The following is a 24174-nucleotide window of genomic DNA, read 5'->3' on the forward strand; positions in this document are numbered from 1 at the left end:
TTTTATATTTGATATTCAACAATAAGATTAGGTTAATAGCTACTACTAAATGAGTCTTTTTAGAAAACTTTTTGGTTCTAAATCTGAAAAACAATCTGAAGAACTAAAATCTGATGAAAGAGGCAAATACATGCCAGAAGTAAAGCTACCAATAGACGAAAGGTTTACAATAAATTTTAAAGCTAATGGTGGCAAGTTCTTGTATTGTGAAGATTTAAATGAAGTTTATGAAAATTTAGATCTTATTATTGAAGAAAATAAATGGCAAGAAAAAAAGGTTTTATTGTTAGACGAACAATTAACTGATAAATTTAAAAGTACAAACATTAAAGCTTCAAGGCTTGTTAGTGAATCTGAATTTTTTCTAACCACTTGTGAAAACCTAATTGCTAATGATGGTTCTTTGCTCATATCATCAAAACAAATATTTGAAAAAAAGCTACCCGAGCTACCTTTTAACTTTGTAGTTTTTGCTACAACAAGCCAAATTGTTGAAAACATAGGCGAAGGCTTACGAGGTATAAAATCAAAAAACCGTCAAAAAATTCCAACAAACATTACAACCATCAAACATTTTAAATCTAGCGAAGAAAAAGACTTTTTAAGTTACGGCAGTAGCGCAAAAAATTTATACCTACTACTTTTAGAAGATTTATAAATGAAAGAAATGCTTACTAGAGGGCTATCAGGCCTTGTATACATTGGTTTACTTATTGGCTGCATGCAAAATAAGCACGCATTAATAATTCTATTTTTTGCATTTGGTCTTGTAACACTTGCCGAGTTTAAAAAGTTAATTCAGCTAAAAAACATTATACCTTATTTTATTTTTATAATTATGTATTTTGTTTTTGTTTACTGGAAACTAATACTAAATACACGTTTGGGTTTAGAAGAAGCCACACAAATACTTACCGTTTTAACTATTTTTGTTCAGTTATTTTTAATTAAAGATTTGTTTTCAGAAAAAACCATTCCGTTATTTTCAACAAAACGTTTTATATTAACCACTTTTTATATAACAAGTGCGTTTATATTCTTAAACTTAATAGCTAATTATCAAAAAAACTATAATGCCAACATACTTTTGGGAGCTTTTATACTCATTTGGGTAAACGATTCTTTTGCATATTTAGTTGGTAAAAACTTTGGAAAACAAAAACTTTTTTCAAAAATATCACCCAAAAAAACAGTTGAAGGTTTTTTAGGCGGTTTATTTTTTGCTTGTATTGCAAGCTATTTTATTGCTAACTTTACACAAACACTAAATTTTACTAATTGGCTAATTTTAAGTGTTATAGTTAGTGTTTTTGGCACTTTAGGAGATTTAATAGAGTCTAAATTTAAAAGACAAGCTGGTGTTAAAGATAGTGGCTCTATTATGCCAGGTCACGGTGGCTTGTTTGATAGGTTAGATAGTATCATATTTGCAGCACCATTTATTTATTCATTTCTAAGTATTTTAAACTATGTTTCATAAAGAAGGTCATAAAATTATAATAATAACTTTGGTTATTGTTGTTGCGTTATTTTTATTAGTTGATAGTTTTATTTCAATAACATGGTTGCGCACCTTAATACTTGTTGCTTTACTTGTGTTTTTAATACTTATTTTACAATTTTTTAGAAACCCTAAACGTAACACAATTCAAAATGAAGCGCAGGTAATATCACCTGTTGATGGAAAAGTGGTAGTTATAGAAGAAGTATTTGAAAAAGAATATTTTAAAGAAAAACGCCTACAAGTAAGTGTATTTATGTCGCCCATAAACGTACACGTAACGCGCTACCCTATTGGCGGTAAGGTACTTTTTAGTAAATATCACCCAGGCAAATATTTAGTTGCATGGCATCCTAAAGCCAGTGAAGAAAATGAACGTACCACCATTGTTGTTGAAAACCCTAGCTACGGAAAAGTTTTATACAGGCAAATTGCTGGTGCACTAGCTAAGCGCATTGTAAATTATGCAAAAGTTGAAGACCAAGCTGTGCAAGGTGCCGATGCCGGTTTTATAAAATTTGGCTCTAGAGTAGATTTGTTTTTACCATTAAACACCAACATAAAAGTACAATTAAACCAAAAAGTTAAAGGCGGCGAAACAGTTATAGCAGAAGCATAAATGACGAACGAAGATTTAGATAAAGCATTTGAAGAAGCAGTAGCCAGAGTTAATGCCCATAAAGACCCTTTTCCGGCAGATACGCTGTTAAAATTATATGCTTATTACAAAAAGGCCACTAACGATTATGGTAAACCACGAAGTAGAGAAGCCTTAATTAATGCCTTTAAAACCAATGCTTTATTTCAAGCCAAAAGCATTTCAGAAAACGAAGCCAAAGAAGCTTACATAGAACTGGTAAATAAGTATTTTTTATACAGAGAATAACATACTAAAGCCACTATGAAACAGCTATACTTTTTTCTATTATTAAGTATTATTATTGTTAGCTGTAGCAAAAATATTCCTGTAAAAAATTACCAATATTACCAAAATCTTTTTGATGATAAAACAGCTTTTGAACTAACCAATAACAATGGAAATTCTAGAATTTTAATATCACCTTTTTACCAAGGCAGAATTTTAACCAGTACTTATAATAATACCCAAGGCTTAAGCAACGGCTGGATAAACGAAACAGCACTAACAGATGCAACTAAAAGTATTGGTGGTGAAGAACGCCTTTGGATAGCGCCACTTGGGTCTCAGTTTTCTTTTTATTTCCAGCAAATACAACCACTACATGATGATAATTGGAAAGTACCTGCAACCATAGATGCTGAACCATACAGCGTTATTAGCAAAAGCAAAAGTAAGGTTGAGTTATTTAAAACCATGCAACTTACCAATTATATAGGCACACAATTTAAAATTGAAATTAACCGAGAAATAAGTATTCTTTCAAAAGAAAACATTAATAATAATTTAAATATTGAAGTTCATAAAAACACCAAATTTGTAGCTTTTGAAACTTATCACAAACTAAAAAACATTGATACTGTTACATGGAAAAAGCACACAGGTTTAGCTGGTTTATGGAGTGCAGGCATGTATCCTGGTGATGATTCTGTAGTTATTATTCCGCTAAAAAACCAAGGTACAAAACACGATGTTTTAACCTACTTAGCCACAATTGATAGCACACGTTTCACTGTAAAAAACAATACTGTTTTATTTAAAACAGATGGACAATACAGAAGTAAAATTGGTATACCACCGCAATTTGCACCAACTGTTTATGGTTGTTATTCAAAACTAAAAAACAAGCTCACTATTATTCAATATAAAAAAGAGACTGATAGCTTATATTCAAACTCACATGTAAGCATTCAAGACACTCCTTATAACGGTGAAGCCATACCCATTTACAATAATAGCACTGATTTTTTTGAGCTAGAAAGTAATGCGCCTTTAAAAGTTTTAAAACCTAATGAAACAACAACACATTGGCAACGTGTTTATCATTTTCATGCTCCAAAAAACACATTACATGAACTTAGTAAAAAATTACTAGGTTTTGATTTGAATGACGCTAAATTTTAACGTGTTTGCAAGAAACACAAAATACTTGTTCTTTTTAATGAAAGAAAAAAACAAGTATTTACGTTTTACTTTAAACTAGCTAAACTTGCTTTAAGTGTTTCAATTTTAGCTAAAGCATCAGCTTCTTTTTTCTTTTCTGAAGCTACAACTTGTTCTGGTGCGTTATTTACAAAACGTTCGTTAGATAGTTTTTTCTGTACCGATTTTAAAAAACCTTCAGTATAATTTAACTCTTCGGTTAGTTTTTTTATTTCGGCTTCAACGTCTATAGCGCCAACCATTGGTACAAAATATTCGTTAGATTTTACTCTAAAAGTTAATGCGCCTTCAACCGCTTCATCTACATACTCAATCGCTTCAAGATTACCCATTTTTTGTATAATCGCATCAAAGGTAGTTGATGTTTTTTCGTTATTTATTACCGAAAATCCTATCGCATCTTTAAACGCAATGTTCTTTTCTTTTCTAATAGTACGAATACCTGAAATCACTTCTGAAGCAAAATCAAATTCTGAAATCAAGGTTTCGTTTATTGCTTTTGCTGTTGGCCAACTCGCTACAATTAGAGCTTCTTCTGGCGTACGATCTTTTATATAATGCCATAAATCTTCTGTTAAAAATGGCATAAATGGATGTACAATTTTTAAATTATCTTCAAAAATTGAAATAATTGCGTTGTACGTTTTAGCATCAATTGGTTGTTGGTATGCTGGTTTTACCATTTCTAATAACCAGCCACAAAAATCGTCGTAAATTAACTTGTAAATTGCCATTAAAGCATCGCTTAAACGGTATTTACTAAAGTGATCTTCTATCTCGATTAATGCTTTTTGGAATTTAGATTCGTACCATTCAATAGCTATTTTACTTGCTTCTGGTTGTTCTATTGTTTCTGATACTTCCCAACCATCAACTAAACGGTAGGCATTCCAGATTTTGTTACCAAAACCTTTTCCTTGTTGGCATAACGATTCGTCAAACAATAAATCGTTTCCTGCTGCGCTACTTAATAGTAAGCCAACACGAACACCATCAGCGCTATATTCTTCAATAAGTTTTAATGCATCTGGTGAGTTTCCTAAAGATTTACTCATTTTACGACGTTGCTTATCGCGTACTAATCCTGTTAAATATACATTCTGGAAAGGTTTTTCATCTTTATACTCGTAACCCGCAATAATCATACGTGCTACCCAAAAGAATAAAATATCTGGACCAGTTACCAAGTCGTTTGTTGGGTAATAGTATTTAATTTCTTCGTTTTCTGGATTACGAATACCATCAAAAACCGACATTGGCCACAACCATGATGAGAACCAAGTATCTAAGGCATCGGTTTCTTGACGTAAATCTTCAGCTTTAAGTGAAGAATTTCCTGTTTTATCTTGCGCTAACTTTAATGCATCATTGATATTTTCTGCAACTACAAAATCTTCTTTTCCATCGCCATAATAAAACGCAGGAATTTGTTGTCCCCAAAGTAATTGGCGCGAAATATTCCAATCGCGAATGTTTTCCATCCAATGACGATAGGTGTTTTCAAACTTTTTAGGAAATAATTTTATATCGGCATTTTCACCTAAAACTGCTTCTATTGCTGGTTTTACTAAGGCTTCCATTTTTAAAAACCATTGATCGCTTAAGCGTGGTTCGATAATGGCTTTGGTACGCTCTGAAATTCCAACACGGTTATTATGGTCTTCAATTTTTTCAATTAGACCCAAACTTTCAAGCTCTTTTATAATCTCTTTTCTAACTTCAAATCGATCTTTTCCTTCGTAATGTAAACCATAACTGTTTAAAGAAGCATCTTCATTAAAAATATCAATCACTTCAAGGTTATGCTTATCGCCTAACACCTTATCGTTTTCGTCATGTGCTGGCGTTACTTTTAAACAACCAGTTCCAAATTCAACATCTACATAATCGTCTTCTATAATAGGAATTACACGATTACAAATTGGCACAATGGCTTTTTTTCCTTTTAGGTTAAAATGACGCTCGTCTTCAGGATTAATACAAATTGCCGAATCACCCAAAATAGTTTCAGGGCGCGTTGTAGCAATGGTTAGTGTCTCGTTGCTACCTTCAATTTGATATTTTATATGGTATAATTTTCCTTGCTTGTCTACGTATTCAACTTCTTCATCAGATAGGGTTGTTTTTGCTTCGGGATCCCAATTTACCATACGGTAACCGCGATAGATAAGTCCTTTGTTATATAAATCAACAAACACTTTTATTACGGCTTCGCTCATATCGTCATCCATAGTAAACTTGGTACGATCCCAATCGCAAGAACACCCTAGTTTTTTTAATTGTTCAAGGATTACGCCACCATATTCGTGCGTCCAATCCCAAGCGTGTTTTAAAAATTCATCGCGTGTTAAATCGTTTTTATCTATGCCTTGTTCCTTTAATTTGGCAACAACTTTGGCTTCTGTAGCAATAGATGCGTGGTCTGTACCTGGTACCCAACACGCATTTTTACCTTGTAAACGGGCACGACGAATTAACACATCTTGAATAGTATTATTCAACATATGCCCCATGTGCAGTACTCCTGTGACGTTTGGTGGCGGAATTACAATAGTGTACGGCTCTCTTTCGTCTGGTGTAGAATGAAAATAATTATGTTTCATCCAGTAGCTGTACCACTTATTTTCTACCTGTTTTGCATCGTATTTTGATGGAATACTCATGTTTGGAATAGTTTTTGAATAATAATTGGCAAAAGTACTTATATTTCTTTTTCTGTGAAAACTATTATGTTCTAATTGAAAGAACTTATATTTTTAACATTGTAATAACCAAAACCAGAAAAGTAATACGTACATTCAATGAAGTTAAATATGTTAATATAGTTGTATTTCGTCTAATAATTTTGCTTGTTATGGAGAAAGTAACTATGTTTACCAAAGAATTAAAAACGTAACGTAATGAAACAATTAATTACAATTTTATTTATCGGGTTAATCAGTTTTTCTGTTAATGCCCAAGACAAAGTAGCTAAAATTAAGTTTAAAACTGATACTATTGATTATGGCACTATAGAAAAAGGATCTGATGGTGTGCGTATATTTGAATTTACAAATACAGGTGATGCACCTTTAATTATTACCGATGTTAAATCATCTTGCGGATGTACCATTCCATCTAAACCAAAAGACCCTATTATGCCTGGTAAAACAGGAGAAATAAAAGTAAAGTATGATACTAACAGAGTAAACCCTATTAGAAAAACTATTACTGTAATTTCTAATGCTGATACACCAACAGTTGCATTAAAAATTAAAGGTTTAGTTGTAGACTCTAAGACTAATAAGGCTAGCGTATTACAGAAAACAAATAAAAGCATTGTTCAAAATTAATTGTACAATACACTATAAATTAAAGGCTTAAACGTATTGTTTAGGCCTTTTTTACTAATAAGGCTTTTCTAACCTAAAATTAAAACTTAAAACAGTATTACCTCTTTCTACTTTAAGCTTTATAAGTTTACCTGTATTACCATAAAACAAATGCATTATTTGTTGTAGTTTTAATTGATGCGTAGTTTTACCATTTATTGCTAAAATAACATCGCCTTTTTGTAATCCTACTTTTTTTGCTGGTGAATTTTCCCGAAGCTCAACAATAGCATAAGCTGGTTTTAACGCCACACGATAGGTTTTATTTAAAACAACATTAACGCCATCGCTAGCTTTACTTAACCCTCTATTTTCTTTGTATTTAAAAGAGGTATTATCATATTCTTTAACAAACCTAACACCGCTGTGTGCCAACTCTAAACCGCTTTTATTATATCTAAACTCATCTTTAAAATTGGCATTTTTTTTAAGCGTTAGCAATGAGTTTTTATAATCTACAATAACATTAAAACGCTTTAAAATATTTCCAGCAATACTACCATTTCTTTCTTTTACGCGTTTAGCAAAAGCTATTGAAGTAGCATCAGGATAGGCTACATTAGCATTTTTCAATTTAAAATTTTTTAAATAAAAAGTATCAACCTTAGTACGTTTTCCATAAACACTACCACTTAACCCATGCCCTAAAAAATCTCTAAAAAATGCGTTACCAGATTGTATCCCAATAGTATCATCTTCAAACAACCATAAACTATCACTTCCACCAGAATCTATTAAAAGTTTAACGGGTATTTTTTTATTTTGAATATTTACATGTGCATTTATGTATGGCTTATCATTATAAAATTCTAAATTAAAACGTTCGCATTTTTTGCATGTTTTATAGTTATAAGTATTAGGCTCAAATAACCTAATGTGTTTAGCTCTGTAATTAATTTCAACAATAAAATCTTTAAACAAATCTAACCCAATAATACCATGAATTGGTATGCCCAATCTTGATGCAAAATTTATTTCTAATCCAAAAATGGCAAACAAATTCTGGTCTATATTAATGGCTTCACCAATTTTGAAAATATTATTTGAAGATTTTAAGGCCTCAACCGGAGCTCCATCACCTAAACCACGTAAAAAAAGTGTTTCGGTATTTTTAACTTTTAAAGTATCGGCTCCGTTTAAAAAATTAAAAATTATAGGTTTACTAACACCGGTATCTAAAATAAACGATAATTCTACACCGTTAACTTCAACAGGTACAACAATTAAATTGTGTATTAATTTGAAACGTATTTTATCAGATTGCTTTTTATTTTGAATAATAAATTTACTTTGTGCAAACAAACCAACAGCAAAAACATTAATTAAACAGAAAAAAAGCAAGCATTTTTTATTTAAAAAGCACCTAACAATCATACTATCAATTTACAAATCTTTTAAATAGTCTAGTACTTTCACTCTTCTTTTTAATAAAAATTTCTCAAATTTGCACACTAAATTTAAAATTAGATGCCAAAAATATCTAAAAAAGGGCAGTTAATGCCAGAATCACCAATTAGAAAACTTGTACCGTTTGCTGAAAAAGCTATAAAAAACGGTAAACATATATATCACCTAAATATTGGGCAACCAGATATTAAAACACCTGAAGTTGCCTTAAAGGCTGTAAAAGAAAACGATGTTGAAATTTTATCATATTCACGTTCTGAAGGCTCAGAAACTTATAGAAATAAACTAGCCAATTATTACAGCCAACACAATATAAAGGTTACCAACCAAGACATTGTTGTTACCACTGGAGCCAGTGAAGCCATTGCTTTTATTTTTGGCAGTATTATGGATGTTGATGACGAAGTCATTATTTGCGAACCTTTTTATGCAAACTACATTGCCTTTGCAACTTCGGCAAGTGTAAAAGTTGTGCCAATTGTTTCTAATATTGATGATAATTTTGCGCTTCCTGCTATTGAAGAATTTGAAAAATTAATTACGCCTAAAACAAAGGCTATAATGATTTGCAACCCAGGAAACCCTACAGGTTGTTTATATTCTGAAAAAGAAATTAAGCAATTAGCCGATATTGTTAAGCGCCATGATTTATTTTTAATTTCAGATGAAGTATATCGTGAATTTACTTATGATGGAAATTCACACTACTCTATTTTAGAATTAGAAGGTTTAGATGAACATACTATAATGATAGATTCAGTATCTAAACGTTACAGTATGTGTGGTGCAAGAGTTGGTTGTTTAGTTACACGAAATGAAACCGTTAGGCATACCGTTTTAAAATTTGCCCAAGCAAGGTTAAGCCCACCAACTTACGCACAAATAGCAAGTGAAGCCGCATTAGGCACACCACAAAGTTATTTTGAAGATGTAAAAAGTAAATATATTAAAAGGCGCAACACACTTATTGAAGAATTGCATAAAATTGAAGGCATTAGAGTATCTACACCAAAAGGTGCTTTTTATTGTATTGCAGAATTACCTGTAAAAGATTCAGATCATTTTGCCCAATGGCTTTTAGAACATTTTGATGTAGATAACGAAACGGTTATGGTAGCTCCTGCAAGTGGTTTTTACTCATCAGCAGGTCTTGGAAAAAACCAAATAAGAATTGCTTACGTACTTAACAGAAGAAGTTTAGTAAAAGCTGTAAATATTATAAAAGAAGCTTTAAAAGTTTACAACAACTAGTGCACATACAACAAAACATATCTTTAAAACCTTACAACACATTTGGTATTGATGTAAATGCAAAATACTTTACATCTGTTACAAGTGCTAAAGCGCTTATTGATGTTTTAAAACTAGAAAACTACCCAAACAAATTATTACTTGGTGGCGGTAGTAATATGCTACTAACCAAAAATTTTGATGGTTTAGTAATTCATGTAAATATTAAAGGTATTGAAGTTGTTACTGAAGATGACAATTTTGTAACCATAAAAGCAAATGCTGGTACTAACTGGCATACGTTTGTGCTTTGGTGCTTAAACAATAATTATGGCGGTATTGAAAACCTATCATTAATACCAGGTAATGTTGGCACAGCACCTATACAAAATATTGGCGCTTACGGTGTTGAGTTAAAAGATATTTTTGTTTCATGCGAAGCTATTTCAATTAAAAACCAAACCACTAAAACTTTTAGTAAACAGGCTTGTAATTTTGGTTACCGCAATTCGGTTTTTAAACAAGAAGAAAAAGGCAACTATGTAATTACTAATGTTACCTTTAAACTCACCAAAAAACATCACACTTTACACATAAATTATGGTGCAATAACTTCAGAACTTGAAAATATGGGTATTAAAAACCCAACCATACAAGATGTTTCAAAAGCAGTAATTTCTATTCGCGAAAGTAAATTACCAAACCCTAAAATAATTGGTAATAGCGGTAGTTTTTTTAAAAACCCCGTTATTTCGGCAACACATTTTAACACACTAAAAAGCAATTTTGAAAACATACCAAGTTACCCAATTTCTAGTACACAAGTAAAAGTACCAGCGGGTTGGCTAATTGAGCAAGCAGGCTTTAAAGGCAAACGCTTTGGCAATTATGGTGTACACAATAAGCAAGCCTTAGTACTTGTTAATTATGGCAATGCTAAGGGTAGTGATATTTTAAAGTTATCAAAAACAATACAAGAAACAGTAAAACGATTATTTAATATTTCAATTGAAGCTGAAGTAAACATATTATAATTTAAAAGTAAATGTTACCTTTGGAATATTAATTTTTAACAAACAATATATATCTTGACATCTCCTATTGAAAAAGAAATAGTGTCTCTACTAAAAGCAGGCAATAAAAAGGCTATTTCTTTGCTTTATGAAAACTATGCCGATGCGCTGTTTGGTGTTATTAAAAAGATAATATCAGATGATGAAACAGCACAAGATGTGCTTCAGGAAAGTTTTGTTAAAATTTGGCGTTATGCCAAGAAATATGACGCTAGTAAAGCCAAACTTTTTACTTGGTTATATAGAATTGCTTACAATACCGCAATTGATAAAGTAAGATCGCAAAAAAACAAAAGCGGTAATGAAGTCCAAATTGATACATCTGTCGTATATACATATACAGCAGATAGCATAAATCAAGATGTTTTAGATTTAAAAAAACACCTAGGCACTCTTGAAGAAAAATATCAAGTTGTAATAAACGCCCTGTTTTTTGAGGGCATGACGCAGCAAGAAGCCAGTGAAGAATTAAATATTCCGCTGGGTACTATAAAATCCAGATTAAAAATAGGATTACGAGAACTAAAAAAAATTTATAACCCTTAACTAAAGAAAGTCATGAATGAAAAGATTTCAACATTCTTAAATTCTGGCCTTTTAGAAAAATATCTAATAGGTGAAACCACTTCAGCTAACACTGAAATGGTTGAAACTTATATTGAAAAATATCCAGAAGTACAGAATGCTTACAACACCTTACAGCAAAACTTAGAAATAATTGCTAAAACCAATGCTGTAGAGGCTCCTAAACATATTTTAAATAATATTTTAGATGAATTAGATGATGCTCCTGTTGTTAAATTAAACAGCACTAGCAAATATAAAAAATGGTATAAATTTAGTGTAGCCGCTAGTATAGCTGCCTTTATTTTTGCTGGTACATCTATTTACTTTTATGATCAGACACAAAAATTACGACAAGATACCGTTGTTGTAGATGAAGAAATTTTTGATTTAAGAGGCGATATTGAAAAAAACCGCAAAGCTTTAGATGATGTAATGCGCCAATTGTTAAAACTTAACAATCCTGAAACTGCAAAATACATTATTAATGGTAATGAGCGTGCTAAAGATTTAAAAACAGTTGCTTACATAAACCCAAAAGAAAAAACATCAATGATTGATGTGGTATCTTTACCAGAATTACCAGAAGAGCAATGTTACCAAATTTGGGCCGAAGTACAAGATAAAATGGTAAGCCTAGGTATTTTAAATGAAGCCGATAGAAAATTAATGTCTATACCTTACGCCGAAGATGCTTTAGCACTAAAAATAACTATTGAACATAAAGGTGGTAATAAAATAGCATCGTTAGAAAACGAAGTTGCCGAAATTAGTTTGCAATAGAGTTTTAAAAATTTCAATAAATAAAAAAGGTTGTTTTATTAAAAAACAACCTTTTTTTATGCTTAATAATTATTATTTATTTGTTAACCATTGTAACAACACGTTGTGGCAATGGTGCTTCATAATTAGCTTTACCTAAAGCTTCAACTATATTTTGGCGCGTATCCCAATAAACATCCCAATAGTTTTCACAGTTAACATAAGGCAATGCTAAAAGCTCTACACTATTTTCGCCTAAGTTATTTACGGCAACTCTAGCTTTTAATTTTTCATCTTTTAGCACATTTTCATCATTATTTAGTACATCTAAAACTATTTGTTTAGCTTTATTAATATCGGCCCCGTATCTAATAGCAAAAGGCATATCTACACGTAAATTACCTACCTTAGTTAAATTAGTAATTTTGTTAGCTGTAATTGAAGAGTTTGGTATAATTTCTGTTTCATTTTGAAATGTTTCAATAACTGTAACAAACACTGATATTTCTTTAACAAAACCAAACGCACCATTGGTTTTTATTAAATCGCCCACTCTAAAAGGTCTAAAAATTAATAACATAATACCAGAAGCTATATGGCCCAATGAACCATTAAATGCAGCCCCAATAGCAACACCAACACCAGCTAAAATGGCTGCAAATGATGCAATTGGCACACCAACAATGCCTGCTATAGATATTATTAGTAATAATTTTAAAATAAACCCAATGGTGGTTAGTAAAAAAGGTTGTAATGTTCCATCAATCTTTTTTACATCAAACAATTTTGATAGCGCCTTCATTGCTATTCTAATAACGTAAAGCCCTATTATTAATGCTGCTATAGCACCTATTAATTTTAAACCCCAATCACCTAAACCTGAAGATATAGATGAGAAAAAACTTTGTAAAGATTCTGAAATTTGTTCCATGATAATTTTATTTATTGGTTAGTAATATTTATACATATTATCTGACACTTTTTTTTAATAAAGTCACAAAATCAAAACAAAAAAAAGTTAGAATAGTTTGTTTTCTATATGTATCTTTGTACAAAATTTAAGCATGAAACTTTTTTTAATTACAACTGGTATTTTGGCTTTAGCTGTAGCAGGTATAGCCATAAAAATATGGGCCAAAAAAGATGGTAAATTTGCTGGAACTTGTGCAAGCCAAAACCCTATGCTAAATAAAGACGGTGAAGCCTGTGGTTTTTGCGGAAAAACACCAGATCAATTCGCAGACTGTAGCGAACCTCAACACTCATAATTTATATGATAATACTTGATGTTATTTACTATGCATTTATTGCTATAGTTTCTATTCAAGTTATTTTTTACACGCTAATTTTTAGCCGCTTTTCATATTTAAAAACTCAAAACAATACGCATAAAACCTTTCCGGTATCAGTAATAATTTGTGCCAAAAACGAAGCTGAAAATTTAAAGCAATTTCTTCCTTCTGTAATAAATCAAAATTATCCAGATTTTGAAATAGTACTCATAAATGATGCTTCAAAAGATGATACTTTAGATGTTATTGAGCATTTTGCAAGCCAACATAACAACATAAAAATTGTAAACGTAAAAAATGTTGAAGCCTTTTGGGGCAACAAAAAATATGCGCTTACTTTAGGCATAAAAGCATCAAAACATGATTATTTATTGTTTACTGATGCCGATTGCAAACCAGTTACAAACAACTGGATACAAGAAATGACTGCTCATTTTAATGAAAGCACACAAATAGTTTTGGGTTATGGTGCTTACAAAAGGATAAAAAAATCATTTTTAAACAAGCTCATTAGGTTTGAAACTTTAGTTACAGCTATTCAATACTTTTCATTTGCAAAAATAGGCTTGCCATACATGGGTGTTGGCCGTAATTTAGCATATACCAAAGCTGCTTTTTTTAAAGCCAATGGTTTTATAAACCATATAAAAGTGCGCTCTGGTGATGATGACTTGTTTGTAAACCAAGTAGCTACAAAAAAAAACACGGCCATTTGTTTTACCAAAGAAAGTTTCACCAAATCTGTGCCTAAAACTAGCTTTAAAACTTGGTTTAAACAGAAGAGAAGACATATATCAACCGCTAAGCATTATAAAACAATTCATAAAATACTACTTGCTTTAATATACACTTCTACCCTACTATTTTGGATTTTATCCACAATTTTGTTAGCAATTACTTATAATTGGCAAATAGTTTTAACGCTCTTTTTAATTAGATTTATAATTATGTATTTTGTTTATGGCGCTTCAGCAAAAAAATTACTAGAAAAAGATCTTATCATTTTACTTCCGGTTTTAGAAGTTTTTTTAGTTACAATGCAATTAACTATATTTATAAACAATATTATTTCAAAACCTAACCATTGGAAATAAACGAAGCTATTAAACGCGCTAAAGCTAACGACCAAAAAGCGTTTAATTTTCTACTTGATACTTTCTGGGATGATGTTTATGGATTTCAGCTAAAACGAATTCAAAATGAAAATGATGCCGAAGATATTGCTATTAGAACATTTTCTAGAGCATTTGATAGAATTGAAACTTTTGATGAAAATTACACGTTTAAAACTTGGCTAATTACCATTTCAAAAAACATTCATATTGATTTAATTAGAAAGAAAAAAACATCAATTTCGCAAGTTATTTCAAATGATGATAAATCTGTTTATCAAATTTTAGATGAATCTCCTTCTGCCGAAGATAAACTCATTACAGAACAAAATTTATCTAAACTTCTAAAGGATATAAAAAAACTAAAACCGCATTACCAAAAGGTTATTAACCTGCGTTATTTTCAAGAGCTTAGTTACAAAGAAATTTCCGAAGAGCTTAAAGAACCTATTAACAACGTAAAAGTAAAATTGTTACGTGCAAAAAAGTTACTAGCCGAGGTCATTAAAAAAACACCATGATTTTTAAACTTAAAAACTTAGGTCCGGGAATTTTATTTGCCGGTGCTGCCATAGGTGTTTCTCATTTGGTACAATCAACCAGAGCTGGTGCAAATTTTGGATTGGGCTTACTTTGGGCTTTGGCGCTTGTAAATATTTTTAAGTATCCGTTTTTTCAATTTGGCCCTCGCTTTGTAGCTGCCACTGGCAAAAGTTTGCTTGATGGTTATAAACAATTAGGCAAAGGTGTTTTAATAACTTACTACATATTAAATATTGCCACTATGTTTACCATTCAAACAGCCGTAACCATTGTAACAGCTGGTTTAGCTTCAAATTTGTTTGGAAATTTTAGCGCTTTTAGCATTGGAAATAAAACTGTTAGTAGTATTGAAACTTGGACCATTATAGTTTTAATAGTTTGTTTCTTTTTACTCATTGTAGGTAAATACAAATTATTAGACCGACTAATGAAAATAATTATAATTACCCTAACAATAAGTACTATTGCTGCTGTTAGTATTGCTTTAAACACAACAAACACACCAATATCTTTCAATCAGGTTTTACCAAAAAACACTATTGAAATTACGTTTTTAATTGCTTTTATGGGTTGGATGCCTGCCCCCTTAGATGTGTCTGTATGGCAATCCCTTTGGGCCGTAGAAAAACAACGAGAAGTTGGTAAGGTAAACGTAAAATTGGCATTATTCGATTTTAATATTGGCTACATATGTACACTAATTTTAGGCTTTGGTTTTTTACTTTTAGGCGCGTTAGTTATGTTTAATAGTGGCGAAACTTTTAGTAATTCTGCTAGTAAATTTGCTAACCAATTAATAAATATGTATGCAAATACATTAGGTAATTGGGCATATATTATAATTGCCATTGCTGCATTTACAACCATGTTTAGCACCACCCTAACTACTTTAGATGCATCACCCAGAACCATGGCTAAAACCAGTCAACTTCTTTTCACAAACAAAACCTTAAAAAACTATAATTTCTGGATTATACTACTTTTTATTGGAACTATTTTCATTTTTTTATTCTTAGCTTCAGAAATGGGTTTGCTTATAAAAATAGCCACCGTATTATCATTTATAACCGCTCCTTTTTATGCCATAATTAATTATAAATTAATAACTAGCAAGCACACACCAAAACAATGGCACCCAAATAAAACCTTACGTATTTTAAGCTGGTGTGGTATTATATTTTTAATAGGTTTTAGCATTTGGTATCTCACCACATTATAGCTTTTTGTAAAGAATACTTCGTATCTTTGTGTTTTCATTTTTTTACTATGCAAAAAGAAACATTATCTAATATATTACCCGAAAGACAACCTAAACCAAAATGGTTACGTGTTAAACTTCCAACGGGTAAAAAGTACACAGAGTTAAGAGGCCTTGTAGATAAATATAAACTTAATACCATTTGCACATCAGGCAGTTGCCCTAATATGGGCGAGTGTTGGGGTGAAGGTACCGCTACCTTCATGATTTTAGGCAACATTTGTACACGTTCTTGCGGTTTTTGTGGTGTTAAAACAGGCAGACCGGAAACCGTTGATTGGGATGAACCCGAAAAAGTGGCACGCTCTATTAAATTAATGAAAATTAAACACGCTGTTTTAACAAGTGTTGATAGAGATGATTTAAAAGATATGGGAAGCATTATGTGGGCCGAAACTGTTAAAGCTGTAAGACGCATGAATCCTGAAACAACAATGGAAACTTTAATTCCAGATTTTCAAGGTATTGAACAACATATTGATAGAATTGTTGATGTAGCTCCTGAAGTAGTTTCGCATAATATTGAAACAGTAAGACGTTTAACGCGCGAAGTACGTATACAAGCGCAATATGACCGAAGTATGGGTGTGCTTAAATACCTAAAAAAAGCCGGACAAAGACGTACAAAATCTGGTATTATGCTTGGTTTGGGTGAAACTAGAGAAGAAGTTATTGAAACACTACACGATTTAAAAGAAAACGATGTTGATGTTGTTACAATTGGCCAATACCTACAACCAAGTAAAAAACATTTACCTGTTAAACAGTTTATAAACCCAGATCAATTTAAAGAATACGAAGAAATTGGATTGAGCTTAGGGTTTCGCCATGTTGAAAGTAGTGCACTTGTGCGTTCTTCTTACAGAGCACAAAAACATATTAATTAAAATAGAATGATTACTGTTGCAATTAATGGTTTTGGTAGAATTGGCAGGCGTGTTTTTAGACTTCTTCAAAACCATAACACTATAAAAGTTGTGGCTATAAATGATTTGGCCGATGCTAAAACGCTAAGTCATTTATTAAAATACGATAGTATTCATGGTATTTTTAATGGCACAATTACTTATGATGAAAATGAAATAATTGTAAATAACACGCATATTCCGCTTTTATCTGAAAAACATCCAATAAACATAAATTGGCTACCGTACAATGTAGATTTTGTAATTGAATCTACTGGTAAATTTAAAACAAAATTAGATTTACAACATCATATCTCTAACGGTGCAAAAAAAGTTATTTTAAGTGTTCCGCCACTAGAAGACGATATTAAAACCATTGTTTTAGGCGTAAATGATCAATCAATTGATGGTAGCGAAACCATAGTATCAAACGCATCATGCACCACAAACAATGCTGCACCTATGATTGATATTGTAAATAATTTATGTGGCATTGACCAAGCCTACATAACTACAGTACATTCATACACAACAGACCAAAGTTTGCATGACCAACCACACCGTGATTTAAGGCGCTCACGTGCTGCTGGCCAATCAATAGTGCCTACAACCACGGGTGCAGCCAAAGCTTTAACAAAAATTTTCCCAACGCTATCTAGCGTTATTGGCGGTTGTGGCATACGCGTACCTGTTATTAATGGCTCATTAACAGATATTACGTTTAATGTAAAAAGAACCGTTACTATAAACGACATAAATAATGCCTTTAAAGAAGCTGCTAACACAAATTATAAAGAAATTTTAGAATATACCGAAGACCCAATAGTTTCCATAGATATTATTGGCAATACCCATTCTTGTATTTTTGATGCTCAAATGACATCAGTAATAGGTAATATGGTAAAAATAATAGGTTGGTATGACAATGAAAGTGGCTATTCTAAAAGAATTATAGATTTAATTTGCAATTTATCGGAAAAAATGTGTTCTTTATCGATAAAATAATTATATTTGTCATTATATAATGAAATGAAATGTCCCAACTTAAGCATTATACTCTCGTATTATTAATGTTAACAAGTGTTTTCGGGTGGTCTCAAATAAGTATTGATGAAGACCCAGAACTTGCACAAAATAGCATTAATCACCATATTGAACAAGCTAATAACCATTTAGAAACGTTCAATTATCGTGAGGCACAAAAAAATTTAGATGAAGCCCTTAATCTTGCTGAAAAACACAAGAACAAAAAAAGTATTGGGGTTATTTATACCATAATTGGCAAACTACAATTAATTATAGAAGAACAAGATAATGCCATAAAATCTTTAACAGAAGCTATAAGAGTACATAGAGAAAATAAAGATGATGCCAATTTAGCTGAAGCCTACCAAGCACTTGCCGAAGTTTACATTAGTAAAAATGATTATAACCAAGCTACAGATTATTTCAAATCTGCTAAAAATTTATTTGAACAAGAAGATGATGAAATTGGCGTTGCCCAAACTTTACTCTTAGAAGGCAAAACCTATATTACTTTAAAAAATTACAGTAAAGCCCGTGCTTTAATTGAGCAGTCTACAGCTATTGCAAAAAAAACAAATACACCTAAAATCTTAAGTGAAGGCCTTGTAAATCACGCCATTGTTTACAGTAAATTAGGCGATAACCAAAAAGCATTACAGTTAGCAAACGAAGGTTTGCAAATTGCAAAACACTACAATTACACTTCAATTTTAAATGATGCATATTTAACATTAAGTAATTTACACAATACTGTTGGTAATTATAAATTAAGTAGAAACTATTTAAATAACCATCTTGTACTTTCAGATTCTATTAGAAATTTAACACGCTTAAGCTCAACAAAAGTACAAGAAGCCCAGTTTCTTTTAAATGAAAAAAATGATAGAATTAAAGAACTTGAGGCCCAAGCAATTGAAGAAGAAGAAGATGATGGTGTTAGAACTCTAATATCTATTTTAAGTGTTGCATTAATTACAATTTTATCACTTTTAACTTTGTCTTTATACAAAAACAATAACATAAGGTTAAAAACAAATAATATGCTTCATAAAAAAAATGGAGAACTTATTATTGCTAAAGAAAGAGCTGAATTAGCATCAAGAACCAAAGCTAATTTCCTATCAACAGTTACACATGAGTTACGTACACCACTCTATGCTGTAACTGGTTTAAGTAATATGCTTTTAGAAGAAAACCCAAAGCCAGAGCAAATTCAGCATTTAAAATCGTTAAAATTTTCAGGAGATTATCTGTTAACTTTCATTAATGATATTCTTCAAATTAATAAAATTGAAGCCAATAAAGTAGAGCTTGAAACAGAGCCTTTCAACCTAAAGAAAAAAATAAACAATATTATTTTAGCACTTAACAATTCGGCCGAGGATAATAACGTACAAGTGCACTTTGAGTTTGATAAAAACTTACCTGAAAACTTTATTGCAGACCAAATTAAAATATCGCAAATACTTATAAACCTTATTGGTAACTCAATAAAATTCACTAAAGATGGTGATATTTGGATAAGAGTTTATCAAATGGAAGTAAAAGATAAAATGTACACCCTTAGGTTTGAAGTTGAAGATAATGGTATTGGTATTAGCCAAGAAAAACAAGACAATATGTTTGAAAGCTTTAACCAAGGTTCTATTCAAATAAACCGTAAATATGGTGGTACAGGTTTAGGCTTATCTATTGTTAAAGGTTTAATTGATATTTTAAAAGGTGAAATTCATGTAAAAAGTGAGTTAGGTGAAGGCACAACATTTTTCTTTGATATTCCTTTAGAATACACTGAAGTTAAAGAAGAAGAGGAAGAAAAACAATCATTCTTTGAAAAGAAAAAAGAAAAATTAGACCTTACAAAAGTTAAAATTTTAGTGGTTGAAGACAACAAAATAAACCAAATGATCACTAAAAAAATACTTACCAAAATGTCTTTAAATTGTGATATTGTTGATAATGGCGAAGATGCTGTAGATATGATTAAAGCCAACAATTACAACATAATTTTAATGGATATACACATGCCAGGAATTAGCGGTATTGAGGCTACAAAAATAGTACGCACCTTTGATAAAGAACTTACCATATTTGCCCTTACAGCGGTTACTATTGAAGATAAAATGCAAGAATTTGAAGATGCAGGCTTTACAGATATAATTCCTAAACCATTTAAGCAAGAAGAGTTTGAGAAAAAACTATTTAATGCTTTAGCTGCTAAACAAGAAAACACCTCGGCTACTGCTTCTTAATATAATTTTCAACTAAATTATTAAACGTATTAGCATCATTTAAAGTTATTGTAATTGGTAAATAAAACAATTTATCTTTTAAAATTTCATATTGTTTTAAACGCATAAAATCTTTTTCTGTAGTAATAATTACGGTTTCTTTATTTAAATTTTCAACATCACTTTTTGTAAAATCATAATGATCTTTAAAGTTTAAGTGCTTAAATTTCAATCCCTTCTTATTTAAAAAACTCACTAATGGTGTAGCGTTTGCTATACCTGTAACCAAAGTAAATTGCTCAAAACTGTCAAGATATTTACTAGTTTTCTCAGTATATACTGAATTGGCATAGTTAATACTACTAAAAAATACGTTTTGGTAAGGTTTGGGCTTTATTTTATTTAAATACTGCCTTTTATTTGCTTCTGTTAAATTTTCTGGGCTTTTAGTTACAATAATAATATTTGCCCTTTTAGCACCACTTTTAGGCTCGCGTAAATTACCCGTTGGCAAAACAATGTCATTAAAATACGGATTAGCATAGGTGGTTAACAAAATATTAAAACCCGCTTTAACTTTTCTATGCTGAAAAGCATCATCTAGCAAAATAACTTCAGGCTTATTTTTATGAAGTAATAAATTTTTAATACCATTATTTCGGTTAGCATCAACCGCCACCAAAACATCGTCTTTGTATTTATGGTAAAACTGAAAAGGTTCATCGCCAATAGTTTCGGCATTACTTGTATAATCTGCCAAAACAAAACCTTTTGTTTTTCGTTTGTAACCTCTGCTCAATGTGGCTACTGTATAATGGTTTTTCAAAATAGAAATTAAATACTCTATCATTGGGGTTTTACCAGTGCCACCAACACTTAAATTTCCAACGCAAATAATAGGAGTACTATATGCTGTTGATGTTTTTACACCAAAATCATAAAGCTTATTTCTAAGCCAAGTAATTACATAGTAAACAGGCACAATGGGTAATAAAATGTATCTCACTATTTTCATGTAACGGTATTCAATATTAAAATAATTGTGCTTTGCAACATAACAAGGCTGTTAACTTTGGCGAATTGCTTTATAAAGGCAAAGTAAATATTTTATATTTGTTTAAAAATGAAATCATGCAAATATTATGATTATTCAAGATGTAATTAACCATTTAGAAGCACTTGCTCCACTAACTTACGCTGAAGATTTTGATAACGTAGGCCTGTTAGTTGGCAATAAAAATGAAAAACTAACAGGAGTTTTAGTAACGTTAGATACTTTAGAAACCGTTGTTGATGAAGCCATTGCAAAAAATTGCAACTTAATAGTTAGCTTTCACCCAATTATTTTTAAAGGACTAAAAAAAATAACCGGTAAAACATACGTAGAACGTGTTGTTTTAAAAGCCATACAAAGTAATATAGCCATTTACGCAATACACACTGCTCTTGATAATGCCTTGCATGGCGTTAATGATGCAATATGTAACAAAATTGGTTTAATTAATAAAAAAATACTTATTCCACAACCTCAAACCATAAAAAAACTAACTACTTATGTGCCTAAAAATGAAGCCAACACTTTAAGAAATGCCTTATTTAGTGCTGGTGCTGGTAGTATTGGTAATTACAGCAATTGTAGTTTTAATACAGAAGGTTATGGCACTTACAAAGCCAATGAAAACGCAAACCCAACCATTGGTACAATTGGTAAAACACATACTGAAAACGAAACTAAAATATCTGTAATTTTTGCTAAACACCAAGAAAATCAAGTTGTAAAAGCTCTTAAAAGCGCACATAGCTATGAAGAAGTAGCCTATGAAATTGTAACAATTGAAAACAAAAACCAACACATAGGTATGGGTATGATTGGAGAGTTTAAAACATCAATGCCTGAACAAGCATTTTTAAAGCACCTAAAAAAAACCATGAACACCGGCTTTATAAGGCATTCACATTTTTTAAATAAACCCGTAAAAAAAGTTGCGGTGCTAGGTGGTTCGGGTAGTTTTGCAATTAACGCTGCAAAAGCTCAGGGTGCAGATGTTTTTGTAACTGCAGATTTAAAGTATCACGACTTTTTTACTGCCGAAAACAGCATTTTATTAGCCGATATTGGACATTATGAAAGCGAACAGTTCACAAAAAACCTTTTAGTAACGTATCTTACAAAAAAAATTACTAATTTTGCAGTCGTTTTATCAAACACCAATACCAATCCTGTTAAGTATTTTTAAAGTATGGCTAAAAAGAAAGAAGTAACTGTAGAAGAGCGTTTAAGAGCTTTATACGATTTACAATTAATTGATTCTCGTATTGACGAAATTAGAAATGTACGAGGTGAACTTCCGTTAGAAGTTCGCGATTTGGAAGATGAAGTAGCTGGCCTAAACATAAGATTAGAGAAACTTGTTGCTAGTTTAGAAGTAATAGATAATGATATTACCTCAAAAAAGAATTTAATTGAAGAATCTAAAGCTTTAATTAAAAAGTACTCAGAGCAACAAAAAAATGTTAGAAATAATAGAGAATACAACTCTTTAACCAAAGAAGTTGAATTTCAAGAATTAGAAATTCAGTTGGCTGAAAAACACATAAAAGAATTTAAAGCGCAAATTGAGCAGAAAAAAGAAGTTATTTCTGAAACTAAAGAGCGTTTAAAAGAACGTGAATCTCATTTAAAACACAAAAAAGGTGAATTAAATGATATTTTAGCTGAAACTGAAAAAGAAGAGCAAGCTTTAATTGAAAAATCTGCTAATTACAAAGAGCAAATTGATGAGCGTTTAGTTGCTGCTTATGATAGAATTAGAGGCAGTGTAAAAAACGGTTTAGCAGTTGTGCCAATTGAAAGAGGTGCCTCTGGTGGGTCTTTCTTTACAATTCCACCACAAGTACAGGTTGAAATTGCTTCAAGAAAAAAAGTTATTACAGATGAACACAGTGGTAGAATTTTAGTGGATGCTGTTTTAGCCGAAGAGCAAAAAGAAAAAATGGAAAAGTTATTTGCTAAACTATAATCCATTTTAAAAATATAATTAAAAAGGCTTTCACTTACAGTGGAGGCTTTTTATTTTTACCAAAATTAATATTAAGGTTTTGTATTTTTATACGTCTTAATAAATAAAATTTCTATGAAAAATATAATAACACTTTTAATATTATCGCTACTATTTAGTTGTCAAAATACTGCACAAACAAAAAAGCAACAAGAAAACATCACTAATGCAAAACCCATTGAAGTACCTTTAAAAAATGGTTTGGCTAAAGCCTATTTTGCAAGTGGCTGTTTTTGGTGCGTAGAGGCCGTTTATGAAAGTGTAAAGGGCGTTGAAGAATCTATTTCTGGGTATTCTGGCGGACACACAAAAAACCCAACCTATGAAGCAAGTAATACAGGACGTACAGGACACGCCGAAGCTGTTGAAATAATTTACAACCCAAATATAGTAAGCTTTGAAACCTTAGTTGATGTATATTTTGCTTCACAAAACGTAACGCAAGTAAACGGTCAAGGCCCAGATAAAGGTTCGCAATACCGTTCTATTATTTTTTATCAAAATGAGGAACAAAAACAAATTATTTTAAAGAAAAAAGAAGCTTTAGCCAAAAAGTTAAATACCAAAATTGCAGCCGAAGTGTATCCGTTTCAAAAATTTTGGATTGCTGAAGATTATCATCAAAACTATGAACGCTTACACCCTAACCATCCTTATATCAAAAACGTTTCAATTCCAAGATTGAATAAGTTTAAGGCTAAATTTCCGAAAGAATTATTAAAAGAAGAAGCTCATTAAAATTTTGTTGCAAAATAAGAAG

24 protein-coding genes are annotated in these 24174 nt (G+C 31.2%); 20 read left to right on the forward strand and 4 right to left on the reverse strand.

What is annotated here, in order from left to right; all coding sequences use genetic code 11:
* The first annotated feature begins 49 nt into the window (after positions 1-49).
* From ACXAG4_RS01275 to ACXAG4_RS01295, 5 genes are read left to right on the forward strand one after another with little or no spacing between them, the layout of a single operon-like run.
* Entirely contained in the window at positions 50-658 is a 609-nt protein-coding gene (locus ACXAG4_RS01275) for an LUD domain-containing protein (protein WP_475294265.1), read from the forward strand.
* Entirely contained in the window at positions 659-1480 is an 822-nt protein-coding gene (locus ACXAG4_RS01280; RefSeq protein ID WP_475294266.1) for a phosphatidate cytidylyltransferase, read from the forward strand. It begins immediately after the preceding gene.
* On the forward strand, positions 1470-2120 hold the full coding sequence (locus tag ACXAG4_RS01285; protein WP_475294267.1) for a phosphatidylserine decarboxylase family protein: 651 nt from the start codon (positions 1470-1472) through the stop codon (positions 2118-2120). The genes ACXAG4_RS01280 and ACXAG4_RS01285 overlap by 11 nt, the downstream gene beginning before the upstream one ends.
* Complete coding sequence (locus ACXAG4_RS01290) at positions 2121-2387, forward strand: acyl-CoA-binding protein (protein WP_475294268.1); 267 nt, start codon at positions 2121-2123, stop codon at positions 2385-2387. It abuts the gene before it with no gap.
* A gap of 15 nt (positions 2388-2402) precedes the next feature.
* On the forward strand, positions 2403-3542 hold the full coding sequence (locus tag ACXAG4_RS01295) for a DUF6786 family protein (RefSeq protein ID WP_475294269.1): 1140 nt from the start codon (positions 2403-2405) through the stop codon (positions 3540-3542).
* Between the two features lie 65 nt (positions 3543-3607).
* Here the strand turns inward: ACXAG4_RS01295 and ACXAG4_RS01300 are convergent, their stop codons facing one another.
* Positions 3608-6244, reverse strand: a complete 2637-nt coding sequence (locus tag ACXAG4_RS01300; RefSeq protein WP_475294270.1) for a valine--tRNA ligase — start codon at positions 6242-6244, stop codon at positions 3608-3610.
* 237 nt (positions 6245-6481) lie between these two features.
* On the opposite strand from ACXAG4_RS01300, the gene ACXAG4_RS01305 reads away from it, so the two are divergent.
* Complete coding sequence (locus ACXAG4_RS01305) at positions 6482-6913, forward strand: DUF1573 domain-containing protein (RefSeq protein ID WP_475294271.1); 432 nt, start codon at positions 6482-6484, stop codon at positions 6911-6913.
* 54 nt (positions 6914-6967) lie between these two features.
* Here the strand turns inward: ACXAG4_RS01305 and ACXAG4_RS01310 are convergent, their stop codons facing one another.
* On the reverse strand, positions 6968-8293 hold the full coding sequence (locus ACXAG4_RS01310) for a retropepsin-like aspartic protease (RefSeq protein WP_475294272.1): 1326 nt from the start codon (positions 8291-8293) through the stop codon (positions 6968-6970).
* Between the two features lie 126 nt (positions 8294-8419).
* On the opposite strand from ACXAG4_RS01310, the gene ACXAG4_RS01315 reads away from it, so the two are divergent.
* Genes ACXAG4_RS01315 through ACXAG4_RS01330 form a run of 4 tightly spaced genes read left to right on the forward strand, consistent with a single transcriptional unit; the run spans position 8420 to position 12009 of the window.
* On the forward strand, positions 8420-9610 hold the full coding sequence (locus ACXAG4_RS01315) for a pyridoxal phosphate-dependent aminotransferase (RefSeq protein WP_475294273.1): 1191 nt from the start codon (positions 8420-8422) through the stop codon (positions 9608-9610).
* On the forward strand, positions 9610-10623 hold the full coding sequence (murB, locus tag ACXAG4_RS01320) for a UDP-N-acetylmuramate dehydrogenase (RefSeq protein ID WP_475294274.1): 1014 nt from the start codon (positions 9610-9612) through the stop codon (positions 10621-10623). Before ACXAG4_RS01315 ends, murB begins: the two co-directional genes overlap by 1 nt.
* Positions 10624-10677: 54 nt before the next feature.
* Complete coding sequence (locus tag ACXAG4_RS01325) at positions 10678-11208, forward strand: RNA polymerase sigma factor (protein ID WP_475294275.1); 531 nt, start codon at positions 10678-10680, stop codon at positions 11206-11208.
* 12 nt (positions 11209-11220) lie between these two features.
* Entirely contained in the window at positions 11221-12009 is a 789-nt protein-coding gene (locus ACXAG4_RS01330) for an anti-sigma factor domain-containing protein (protein WP_475294276.1), read from the forward strand.
* 76 nt (positions 12010-12085) lie between these two features.
* Here ACXAG4_RS01330 and ACXAG4_RS01335 read toward each other — a convergent pair whose 3' ends face one another.
* Complete coding sequence (locus tag ACXAG4_RS01335) at positions 12086-12919, reverse strand: mechanosensitive ion channel family protein (RefSeq protein WP_475294277.1); 834 nt, start codon at positions 12917-12919, stop codon at positions 12086-12088.
* A gap of 133 nt (positions 12920-13052) precedes the next feature.
* On the opposite strand from ACXAG4_RS01335, the gene ACXAG4_RS01340 reads away from it, so the two are divergent.
* From ACXAG4_RS01340 to ACXAG4_RS01370, 7 genes are all read left to right on the forward strand, one after another.
* Positions 13053-13256 (forward strand): membrane or secreted protein, encoded by a 204-nt coding sequence (locus ACXAG4_RS01340; RefSeq protein ID WP_475294278.1) that lies wholly within the window; start codon positions 13053-13055, stop codon positions 13254-13256.
* Between the two features lie 5 nt (positions 13257-13261).
* The gene (locus ACXAG4_RS01345) at positions 13262-14374 is read left to right on the forward strand and encodes a glycosyltransferase (RefSeq protein ID WP_475294279.1); all 1113 of its coding nucleotides are present in this window, start codon (positions 13262-13264) and stop codon (positions 14372-14374) included.
* Positions 14365-14913, forward strand: coding sequence for an RNA polymerase sigma factor (locus ACXAG4_RS01350; RefSeq protein ID WP_475294280.1), 549 nt, complete (start codon positions 14365-14367; stop codon positions 14911-14913). The genes ACXAG4_RS01345 and ACXAG4_RS01350 overlap by 10 nt, the downstream gene beginning before the upstream one ends.
* The gene (locus ACXAG4_RS01355; RefSeq protein ID WP_475294281.1) at positions 14910-16154 is read left to right on the forward strand and encodes an NRAMP family divalent metal transporter; all 1245 of its coding nucleotides are present in this window, start codon (positions 14910-14912) and stop codon (positions 16152-16154) included. The genes ACXAG4_RS01350 and ACXAG4_RS01355 overlap by 4 nt, the downstream gene beginning before the upstream one ends.
* A gap of 47 nt (positions 16155-16201) precedes the next feature.
* Positions 16202-17080 (forward strand): lipoyl synthase, encoded by an 879-nt coding sequence (gene lipA / locus ACXAG4_RS01360; protein WP_475294282.1) that lies wholly within the window; start codon positions 16202-16204, stop codon positions 17078-17080.
* Positions 17081-17086: 6 nt separating this feature from the next.
* A complete protein-coding gene (gene gap / locus ACXAG4_RS01365) occupies positions 17087-18103 on the forward strand; it encodes a type I glyceraldehyde-3-phosphate dehydrogenase (RefSeq protein ID WP_475294283.1) in 1017 nt (338 codons plus the stop codon).
* Between the two features lie 65 nt (positions 18104-18168).
* Positions 18169-20376 carry an ATP-binding protein gene (locus ACXAG4_RS01370; RefSeq protein WP_475294284.1) on the forward strand — a complete coding sequence of 736 codons (2208 nt, stop codon included), beginning with the start codon at positions 18169-18171 and terminating at the stop codon, positions 20374-20376.
* Here the strand turns inward: ACXAG4_RS01370 and lpxK are convergent.
* Positions 20363-21370, reverse strand: coding sequence for a tetraacyldisaccharide 4'-kinase (gene lpxK, locus ACXAG4_RS01375; RefSeq protein ID WP_475294285.1), 1008 nt, complete (start codon positions 21368-21370; stop codon positions 20363-20365). The genes ACXAG4_RS01370 and lpxK overlap by 14 nt on opposite strands.
* Positions 21371-21497: 127 nt before the next feature.
* Between lpxK and ACXAG4_RS01380 the strand changes: the two genes are divergently transcribed.
* The 3 genes from ACXAG4_RS01380 to msrA all read left to right on the forward strand — a co-directional run bounded on the left by ACXAG4_RS01380 (position 21498) and on the right by msrA (position 24152).
* Positions 21498-22592: a Nif3-like dinuclear metal center hexameric protein gene (locus ACXAG4_RS01380; protein WP_475294286.1), complete on the forward strand. Its 1095-nt coding sequence runs from the start codon at positions 21498-21500 to the stop codon at positions 22590-22592.
* A 3-nt stretch (positions 22593-22595) separates the two neighbouring features.
* Complete coding sequence (locus ACXAG4_RS01385) at positions 22596-23375, forward strand: zinc ribbon domain-containing protein (RefSeq protein ID WP_475294287.1); 780 nt, start codon at positions 22596-22598, stop codon at positions 23373-23375.
* A 114-nt stretch (positions 23376-23489) separates the two neighbouring features.
* Entirely contained in the window at positions 23490-24152 is a 663-nt protein-coding gene (gene msrA, locus ACXAG4_RS01390; protein WP_475294288.1) for a peptide-methionine (S)-S-oxide reductase MsrA, read from the forward strand.
* The last annotated feature ends 22 nt before the right edge of the window (positions 24153-24174 follow it).

This window comes from Seonamhaeicola sp. ABD4_175, from assembly GCF_056160885.1.

Coding starts and splice junctions, on each gene's coding strand:
- gap (WP_475294283.1), top strand. CDS start 17,087: ATGATTACTGTTGCAATTAATGGTTTTGGTAGAATTGGCAGGCGTGTT.
- ACXAG4_RS01305 (WP_475294271.1), top strand. CDS start 6,482: ATGAAACAATTAATTACAATTTTATTTATCGGGTTAATCAGTTTTTCT.
- ACXAG4_RS01355 (WP_475294281.1), top strand. CDS start 14,910: ATGATTTTTAAACTTAAAAACTTAGGTCCGGGAATTTTATTTGCCGGT.
- ACXAG4_RS01275 (WP_475294265.1), top strand. CDS start 50: ATGAGTCTTTTTAGAAAACTTTTTGGTTCTAAATCTGAAAAACAATCT.
- ACXAG4_RS01295 (WP_475294269.1), top strand. CDS start 2,403: ATGAAACAGCTATACTTTTTTCTATTATTAAGTATTATTATTGTTAGC.
- lipA (WP_475294282.1), top strand. CDS start 16,202: ATGCAAAAAGAAACATTATCTAATATATTACCCGAAAGACAACCTAAA.
- ACXAG4_RS01330 (WP_475294276.1), top strand. CDS start 11,221: ATGAATGAAAAGATTTCAACATTCTTAAATTCTGGCCTTTTAGAAAAA.
- ACXAG4_RS01280 (WP_475294266.1), top strand. CDS start 659: ATGAAAGAAATGCTTACTAGAGGGCTATCAGGCCTTGTATACATTGGT.
- ACXAG4_RS01315 (WP_475294273.1), top strand. CDS start 8,420: ATGCCAAAAATATCTAAAAAAGGGCAGTTAATGCCAGAATCACCAATT.
- ACXAG4_RS01385 (WP_475294287.1), top strand. CDS start 22,596: ATGGCTAAAAAGAAAGAAGTAACTGTAGAAGAGCGTTTAAGAGCTTTA.
- ACXAG4_RS01300 (WP_475294270.1), bottom strand. CDS start 6,244: ATGAGTATTCCATCAAAATACGATGCAAAACAGGTAGAAAATAAGTGG.
- ACXAG4_RS01380 (WP_475294286.1), top strand. CDS start 21,498: ATGATTATTCAAGATGTAATTAACCATTTAGAAGCACTTGCTCCACTA.
- ACXAG4_RS01335 (WP_475294277.1), bottom strand. CDS start 12,919: ATGGAACAAATTTCAGAATCTTTACAAAGTTTTTTCTCATCTATATCT.
- lpxK (WP_475294285.1), bottom strand. CDS start 21,370: ATGAAAATAGTGAGATACATTTTATTACCCATTGTGCCTGTTTACTAT.
- ACXAG4_RS01345 (WP_475294279.1), top strand. CDS start 13,262: ATGATAATACTTGATGTTATTTACTATGCATTTATTGCTATAGTTTCT.
- ACXAG4_RS01340 (WP_475294278.1), top strand. CDS start 13,053: ATGAAACTTTTTTTAATTACAACTGGTATTTTGGCTTTAGCTGTAGCA.
- ACXAG4_RS01370 (WP_475294284.1), top strand. CDS start 18,169: ATGTTAACAAGTGTTTTCGGGTGGTCTCAAATAAGTATTGATGAAGAC.
- ACXAG4_RS01290 (WP_475294268.1), top strand. CDS start 2,121: ATGACGAACGAAGATTTAGATAAAGCATTTGAAGAAGCAGTAGCCAGA.
- ACXAG4_RS01285 (WP_475294267.1), top strand. CDS start 1,470: ATGTTTCATAAAGAAGGTCATAAAATTATAATAATAACTTTGGTTATT.
- msrA (WP_475294288.1), top strand. CDS start 23,490: ATGAAAAATATAATAACACTTTTAATATTATCGCTACTATTTAGTTGT.